The organism is Bacillus sanguinis (assembly GCF_018332475.1).
Classification (GTDB): domain Bacteria; phylum Bacillota; class Bacilli; order Bacillales; family Bacillaceae_G; genus Bacillus_A; species Bacillus_A sanguinis.
This window is the reverse complement of the sequence record NZ_BOQB01000408.1, coordinates 1-7,728: the sequence shown is the minus strand read 5'-3', so window position 1 is coordinate 7,728 and position 7,728 is coordinate 1. Positions and strand designations below refer to the sequence as shown.

Annotated in this window: 6 protein-coding genes and 1 pseudogene; 3 read left to right on the top strand and 4 right to left on the bottom strand. The window is 36.9% G+C overall.

Annotated features, from left to right (window positions below; all coding sequences use genetic code 11):
* Positions 1 to 37 precede the first annotated feature (37 nt).
* Positions 38 to 2,347 carry an AAA domain-containing protein gene (locus tag KI369_RS26920; RefSeq protein WP_212958608.1) on the bottom strand — a complete coding sequence of 770 codons (2,310 nt, stop codon included), beginning with the start codon at positions 2,345 to 2,347 and terminating at the stop codon, positions 38 to 40.
* A gap of 111 nt (positions 2,348 to 2,458) precedes the next feature.
* On the opposite strand from KI369_RS26920, the gene KI369_RS26915 reads away from it, so the two are divergent.
* Together KI369_RS26915 and KI369_RS26910 are read left to right on the top strand one after the other, a co-directional pair.
* Positions 2,459 to 2,851, top strand: a complete 393-nt coding sequence (locus KI369_RS26915; protein ID WP_212958606.1) for a VOC family protein — start codon at positions 2,459 to 2,461, stop codon at positions 2,849 to 2,851.
* A gap of 178 nt (positions 2,852 to 3,029) precedes the next feature.
* Positions 3,030 to 3,350: a hypothetical protein gene (locus tag KI369_RS26910; protein WP_212958604.1), complete on the top strand. Its 321-nt coding sequence runs from the start codon at positions 3,030 to 3,032 to the stop codon at positions 3,348 to 3,350.
* Positions 3,351 to 3,666: 316 nt separating this feature from the next.
* Here the strand turns inward: KI369_RS26910 and KI369_RS26905 are convergent, their stop codons facing one another.
* Together KI369_RS26905 and KI369_RS29955 are read right to left on the bottom strand one after the other, a co-directional pair.
* On the bottom strand, positions 3,667 to 5,742 hold the full coding sequence (locus KI369_RS26905) for a serine hydrolase domain-containing protein (protein WP_212958602.1): 2,076 nt from the start codon (positions 5,740 to 5,742) through the stop codon (positions 3,667 to 3,669).
* Positions 5,743 to 5,831: 89 nt separating this feature from the next.
* Positions 5,832 to 6,090 (bottom strand): annotated as a pseudogene (locus KI369_RS29955) (serine hydrolase domain-containing protein); the annotation flags it as partial.
* A 327-nt stretch (positions 6,091 to 6,417) separates the two neighbouring features.
* Here KI369_RS29955 and KI369_RS26900 point away from each other — a divergent pair.
* A complete protein-coding gene (locus KI369_RS26900) occupies positions 6,418 to 6,900 on the top strand; it encodes a PRK06770 family protein (RefSeq protein WP_212958597.1) in 483 nt (160 codons plus the stop codon).
* A gap of 442 nt (positions 6,901 to 7,342) precedes the next feature.
* Here the strand turns inward: KI369_RS26900 and KI369_RS26895 are convergent, their stop codons facing one another.
* The gene (locus KI369_RS26895) at positions 7,343 to 7,648 is read right to left on the bottom strand and encodes a monooxygenase (RefSeq protein ID WP_212958595.1); all 306 of its coding nucleotides are present in this window, start codon (positions 7,646 to 7,648) and stop codon (positions 7,343 to 7,345) included.
* Between the last annotated feature and the right edge of the window lie 80 nt (positions 7,649 to 7,728).

Sequence of the window (7,728 nt, the reverse complement as noted above, 5' to 3'; positions counted from 1 at the left end):
TCATTTCAAATAAAAGTCAAGGAATTCCTATCCGAATTTACCGGATATCTAAAAATCCTTTTAATACACCAATTGTTTCTGGTGCTTGCAGTCTTGCACATATGTACGGGAATTCCGTACTACCTTCAAACATCATTTGAGATGTAAGCGGTGCGCCTGCCCAAAAGATTTCATCCTCGATTACGATAAACGGGAATGCTTTATTTTGCCTTTGTAACTTTACATTTTTCAGTGGAACTGGTCCATCACTATACACTGTTATTTGCGCATTTGTACGCATTAATGCTTGCCATACTCGCTTATCCACTTGCTTCGTACTTGGAAGTGAAATAATAATTTTTCGTTTTGCGGCTAAAATATCTTTCAATAGCCCTTTCGGTTCTTCAAGATTCATTTCCATAAACCAGCGTAAACGTTTCGAAATTTTTCGTTCCCACAATTGTCTTGATGTCGTACGATCATACACATCTCCGTGACGTTCTATATGAGCTGTTAATTGTGATAATGCTTGTTTTCTCGAAAGGTTTTTACGCATATAATGGCAATCAGATAATTGAATGAACTTCCCTCTCGCTCTTGTCACTGCTACATTGACGAGGCGATGATTTTTATGGTCAAAGAATAACACACCAGGGCGTTCTTGCGGATAACTATCCACTGTATCAAATATCATCATATCTCTTTCAGAACCTTGGAATTTATGAACTGTCGCTGCTAAAACAGGTATGTTTTGGTATTTCGTTCTCTGTAACATTTCTCTAATACATGTTGATAAAAAGCGAGACTGCGCTCTGTAAGGTGTCACAACACCAATTGATTGCACACCATCTAACAGTCCGATTAACATCATTTGCATCGCTACTAAACCAGACATAATGTTAAAACGTGACCCTGAAGCAGCGTCTTTTAACGAAAAGGCGCCCATTTGGCTCGTATCAAATAAAATACTCGCTTCATTTGCGAAAGGCTGCAATTGCGCAAGTTCTTTACGTTCTGAAACAGACGGATGATCATACACTCTATTTTTATAAATAAATGAATTTGTAAACTTCGATATATCCGCATGCATACGTCTTTGTTCCTGCAACATAAAAAGGTTCGGATGTGCTTCTGATTTATTGACGGACTCAACAATCCCGGCATGGTAAAACATATCTTCCCCGAGCCACTTTCGAACGAGTTCATGGTTCGCCATCGCAATTGGAGGTAACTGTAAAAAGTCCCCACAAACGACGATGCGTTTTCCAAGTGAAGCAGCTAATGCAATTTGCGGGACATATGCCATACTTACTTCATCTACGACAACTAAATCAAATGTACGCTCATAAATCAGTGAATCAATGGCACATTTCGATAAAGTTGCGCCAATTACTTTCGCATTTTCAATGTATTCTTTTTCTACTTCTTTAATTTTCGCTTTTTGCTTTCGAAGATCACTTTCAATCTCTTGTATACGCTTCTTATCAGCAGAAGTCGCTTTATATGATAAAATCTTTTCACGAAGATCTTGTCGTGTTTCCTCTAAATAAAGTCTTTCTTCTCCCCAAGATCCGTTCGTCGTTTCAACTAACTTCGACGTAAGTAACGTTTCATGATTTCTTATATGTTCATGTTGACTATAACCGTAACGAACAATTTCGCCAGGCGTCCATTTCTTTTTCTTCTCAATTTGCTTCGTTACTTCACTCATTAATACGTCCACTGCTGCATTACTATGCGCTAACACAAGTACCGATTTTCCTTTTTGATAATGCGCCGAAATAATACGTGATAAATTGTAAGACTTCCCTGTTCCAGGTGGTCCCCACACGTACGTTGTCGGGTTGTAAAACGAACGATACGCCAATTCATTTTTCGGATTTTTCATCTTCTCAATATGTTTCGGACTGCTCGTCCCATCAACAAGACGCTTTATACGATTGCGTTTTAACTTATCTTTATGTGCCTCTTTTAATCGCTCTTGTAACTGTTCTAACAATTGCCACGGTTCACTGTATAAAACAGCTTCTCGTATTTCACCTTGTATATAGTCATTTAATTTCAGTTCTATTTCTAATCCATGTACAGATAATACTTCCCCTGTCGCTTCCTCACCATCGAACTCAATTCGAATTGGTGAACCTTCAGGTAAGCTTACTTCCGAAATAAGTTGAAATACGTATACTGTACTTTCATAATCTGTATATAAAAAACGACCGTTCATGATAGAAATTTTACTACCACCTATCGTTTTCCAATGTTTAATTTCATACGCTAATGCATAATGCCACTCTTTCATCGTTTCCGATAATGAAGGAGTTTGAGTAGGTGTATTCATCGTATAATCTCCTTCCTTCTCCCCAAACATACTTTCTCACTATACCATATAACACGCTAAAATTTGTAAGGTTTTTATCTTGCTTATTTTCTTAATTTTCAATAACATATTGTATATAATTTTCAGAAAGAAGGAATCTACATGCCTGTTAGAAGAATCGAACACGTTGGACTTATGGTTGCAAACTTAGAAACATCTATTACTTTTTATGAAAAAGTAGTTGGCTTACAGCTTATTAAACGAATGGGACATCCAAACCCAGACTTAAAACTCGCTTTTTTAGGTGTGGAAGAATCGAAGGAAACGATACTGGAACTCATTGAAGGTTACAACTCCTCTCTTCCGGCAGAAGGAAAAGTACATCACATTTGCTTTAAAGTAGATTCATTAAAAGAAGAAATCGAAAGACTCAAGAAACACGGCGTAACATTTTTACTAGGAGAAGAAATCGAAACATTACCGGATGGAACAAGTTACATATTCTTCGCTGGTCCTGATGGGGAATGGATTGAGTTTTTTGAGACGGAGAGATAAAGTGAAACTTTAATCATTGGGCATTAACGGGCAGTTGATTCCCACCTAACTTCTTTTCTTTCGCTGAATTTTGAAGTGGGATCTTACTGCCCGGCAAATAGCGGGGTAAGGTGAAGCTTTAATCAACCCACAATTAGCGGGATCATAACTTTATAATCCACAAAAGGAGTAGAAGCTGATGAATACAGTTTTTATTATCGTTTTTTGGATACTTATATTATTTCCACTTCTTTATATAATCTTGATAAAGAAGTGGAATATAAAAGTAGCTGCCTTATTTATTGGAAGGATTCTATTAAGCATTTTCTATTTCATAAATGGAATGGTGTTAGGACTGCAACGAAATTGGTCAGAACCTCCCTATGAAACAGAATGGGATTTCTTTGTTAAGTCTTTACTAAACGGAAAAACTGATGCACTTATACACTTGTTACTTCTAATTATTATCATTACTTTGGATCTATTCATTACATTTTGTTATATTAATAAAAAGAAATAGGATGTTCTCTCCTATTTCTTTTTATTGGGTAGCGCCACATCGCTATCAAGCTAAGGTTTTATGCTGCCCCCTAAACAATAATTTTTTACATTCTTACTCTGGGGATGTCGATTTCACTATTTTTGGGGTATTTATTTTTACTAGCTTGATGGATATGGAGATGATTTATTTTCTTAGGTTGATAGGCATGTAATGCTATCCCATTGCTATCAAGCTAAGAATTTAGGTGTAATATCATTTAAGGGAATACTTAAGATACAAATAAAATATCTTTTCCATGTCGCATTGTTTTATTGAAGTCTATCCCGAGTTGTAGCTAGTTCAATGAGACGGTAAATTCGGAGTTCGGTGCACCAGCAAATACAACCGTTCCGTTCTCTGGTAGCTTCACTTTGTTATTGCCACTAACGACGGTAAAATTGACGCATACTCCATTCTTATCATACACCGCGAATGAACTTCCTGATGGCAACTCCACATTCATCGTTTTCCCTGCTGCCTCTTGCGGGACCGTAAACCATTTCGCATGCCCATTTTTTTGCAATGTAACTTTCGATAATTGACCTGTATCAAGGGATTTTACGTTAGATTCACTGACGTATAAAAAGCTGGACATTTCCATATATTCAGTACCATCCTCTGTATAGAAATGGGCTTCCTTTGTATCCCGCCCATTCATCACAGGAATCTGAATTTGATGCGTCGCCGTATTCGGACCTGTGATTTTTTTGCCGTCCCAATACCCATCCTTGATCGTAATTTGTGTGTTAAGAGGCATTAGTTGTCCTAGATAGTTCATAGAATTAAATTTTTCGTTAACGAGGTAGAATTTGCCACCCTCGCGCTTCGCCCATGCAGCAGCTGTTTTCTTCGGTAACACATTGTTTTCTAATTTCTGGGCTAAATAGTGAGTCAGCACATTTTGCCCCAATCCCGGTGATAATTCATATGTGCTCTCTCTCAAATAAACTTTTCCATTCTTCTCAGTGACGAAGTTAAGCTTGGAAGTACCCTTCTCATTTATAAAGCTTCCATCCGCCGTATATACATATTTTTCTTCTGGTTTAGTTGGTAAAAACAGTTCTCCCTTCTTCGTAATTTCTATTTTGAAATCGCTGTAGCTATTTCCATACAATCCTGCTTTTTTTACCACATCTTGAGGCACTTTAGCCTTGACTGGCTTGCCGAAGGATTTATCTGGTTTTATATCCTTAATTGCCCCTTTCTCTTTAAGCCTAGCTAGCAGTAATTTATTTGCCAACAGTTGATTTGTCATGCTGCTCCCGCCGGAGGACAATACAGCTGCTGCCATCTTCTGTTCTGGAAGCACGACCAATGTAGCATGTTGCAGTATCGTATCCCCACCCTTAGTCAACGCTTTTATCCCATATTCACTGAATGGGTATAGTTTCACACTATCCCAGCCAAGTCCATAGTTGAACACATTTCCGCTATCTCCCGGCCACATTCCTTTTTTATATTCTTCTTGTTCCATCGCCTTGACTGCTTTATTAGAGAGAATTTCTTTTCCCTTTCCCATAAATATTTGTGAGAATCGCACCACATCTTCTGCAGTAGAAGAGATTCCTCCCGTACCAATTAGATTCACCATTTCACTTGGTAGCTGTCCCTGGTATGTCGGAGAATACAGTCCAGCCCGCTTTTCGTCTTCCCATTTGTCTTGCGATGTTATCGTATGATTCAGTTTTAATGGCTCTGTAAACTTTTGATGTAGAAATTCAGTAAAACTCATACCGCTGACTCTTTCTACCAAGATCTCAGCCAGTGTAAAACCGTCATTACAGTATACTGAGAACGCACCAGGGTCTGCCTTCAAGTTTTGGTTGGACAATTGTTGCAACAATATATCATGAGCATAAGCATCATTATCTTTAAATAAAAATGCATTATTGAACGTCGAACCTTGCAAACCCGAGGAGTGATTCAACAGCATACGCGGTGTAATATGCTTATATCGTTTATCTTTCATTTTGAAATCAGGTATATAGCGGGCAACAGGAGCATCCAAATCAACTTTTCCTTCGTCTACCAGTTTCATAACAGCCGCAGCTGTATATACTTTACTGGTTGAACCAATTCCGTATAGAGTATCTTTAGTTAGTGGCTCTTTCCCTTCTATGTCGTTCTTACCTGTCTGCCCCGACACAATAAGTTTACCATTATCAATCAGCGCATACTGTACACTAGTCGTCTCATAGGACTCCGTGAGCAGCGTGGCGTTCTCTGCAGCAATCTTCTCCAAATCTTTGCTAGCAACTTCTTGGCTAGATACAACTGGAGTCTTACTGCTAGAAGACGCTATCGCTCCTGTTGGTAGGCTCATTGTTAGAGCTAAGGTAGCGGCTAATACTCCAGATAATTTATTTTCCATAAAAAAATTCCTCCTTAGATAAATGATCAATTTCATCTTTTATTTGTTCAATTACAAACATCACATAAACTACTATTCTGCCTTTATCCCTACTGTCTAAATTCAACAAGTAAAATACTTTTAAAAGGCCCGTATTTTCGGCTCTACCAATACTGTTCAAATTGCCATCAACATATGCCTACCTCCAGCAAAAGTATCAAACCCTGGAATAGCACCTGTATGTCCCCATATCGAGACAACGTTAAGAAGTTTAATTTCATAGATTCCTAGACCATATCCATTGATTCCTCCCTTTCCTGCAGGAACTGTAGTGAGTATTTGTTTTAGTTGCTGTTCTTTCAGTAATTGCCACCAATAGAATGCTCTTATTACTAGTTTGTTTTTCGTATAAATGTATCCTATTTATCCTCCCTCTTTTACGCTTCTCTATATTTGTATCCTATACAATAAAAATTTCTTTTTTCTTATCCATTTCTTACAATTTCCTTACGTTCAAATCACTTCTATAATTAGGTAGGTTTTATTTTAAAATCTTCAGGATAATAAATGCTTATATAATCGCACGTTATGCATCATTGATTACTGATAATGCTGCTTTATGTAAATCATACAGACAGATGGAAGTATATAGCTCTTCTTTTATGGTACACTTCAATAAAAGGGGGGGGACGAATTTTGAAAAAGTGGATTAAAATCACATCAAGCTTAGTTATTGCTATAGCAGTTGGTATTTTTACTGGTTACAAAGTCGGTACATATACAGGTTCAGACGTTAAGGAAAAGCAGACTGAAAGAATTAAAGGGGAAGATGTAATACTTGACCTCAATTCTGATCGTCATATAATCAATGCAATGCACAAAATGACTCATCAAAAAGTCTTATCTCACGAAAAACAAGGATTTATTAAAATGACTCCAGAAAACATCGAAACAGTACGTCGAGTAATTGATGAAAGTAATAGTGGAACCTTACAACATAAAGAACAGTACCTCAAAATTTTGGTTCGTTGGTATGAAGGTGATTTCTCTCAATCCGTTGAGGAGCACAATTTATTATGGGAATGGGAAAATAACAGCACTGGTCAAGCATACGAATTAGCGACACCGGAACAAGAAGAAGCATACATTCTAGAACAAGGGAAGTCTGAAAAACAATAACAAAAATGGACCTGTTATTAGGTCTTTTCTTGTATTTTCTCTGTTATACCCCTTTAAAAACAGCTTAATTCATCCAACCTTCGTTATCTCTAGTTACTAATCAACAGATATGTTCACATTTTTGTAACATGTATAGACAAGTATATGTGTTATAATCAACTTAGCAAATTACAAATAAATTTGCATTTCCTGTGCCCCTTACCTCCCAGTAAGGGGCGTACCCTTTTATAAATAATTATTTAAATACAACTTTTCCCACATGACTTTCACAAATGTAAGAACTCTCATATATTAGACTTCATACATCCTTTTCCAAGGAACAATATACCGATACACAAATCCCTATTTATATAGGGATTTGTGCGAGTCCCTCATCATCAATTTAAGAAATAAAAAAAGAAGGGGATTATCCCCTCCTTTTATGCTTGCCTGACTTTCGGAATTATTTAGAATACCCACGATTCAGTTCCGTTAACTTTTCATTGATGTTAAAAATTCTTACTCTAATATCTTTAACACCAGCTGCTTCCAGTCTGTTCTTGTGCATTTCAGCGTATTTTTCAGCATCTTGTTTTTCTTCAAATACATAAATGCCTCCAGCTTCTTTTGTTTCTTGATTCTCAGTCCATATTTTCCAATGGAATCCTTCTTCTTCGTTAATACTTTTTGCTAAATCCCAAAATCCTTTTTCCATTTCTTCACCAAAAGGACCTTCAAACGGAAAATCAACTTGTAATAAATATGCCATCTTCACTCACTCCTATTTTTAATATAAAATTCTTGCCATTCTTTTACTAATTATAATTTTTTTGATTCTAATGATGATAC

Excerpts from the sequence above, each read along its gene's own strand:
- KI369_RS26915 (WP_212958606.1), top strand. The coding sequence starts at position 2,459 with ATGCCTGTTAGAAGAATCGAACACGTTGGACTTATGGTTGCAAACTTA.
- KI369_RS26895 (WP_212958595.1), bottom strand. The coding sequence starts at position 7,648 with ATGGCATATTTATTACAAGTTGATTTTCCGTTTGAAGGTCCTTTTGGT.
- KI369_RS26920 (WP_212958608.1), bottom strand. The coding sequence starts at position 2,347 with ATGTTTGGGGAGAAGGAAGGAGATTATACGATGAATACACCTACTCAA.
- KI369_RS26905 (WP_212958602.1), bottom strand. The coding sequence starts at position 5,742 with ATGGAAAATAAATTATCTGGAGTATTAGCCGCTACCTTAGCTCTAACA.
- KI369_RS26910 (WP_212958604.1), top strand. The coding sequence starts at position 3,030 with ATGAATACAGTTTTTATTATCGTTTTTTGGATACTTATATTATTTCCA.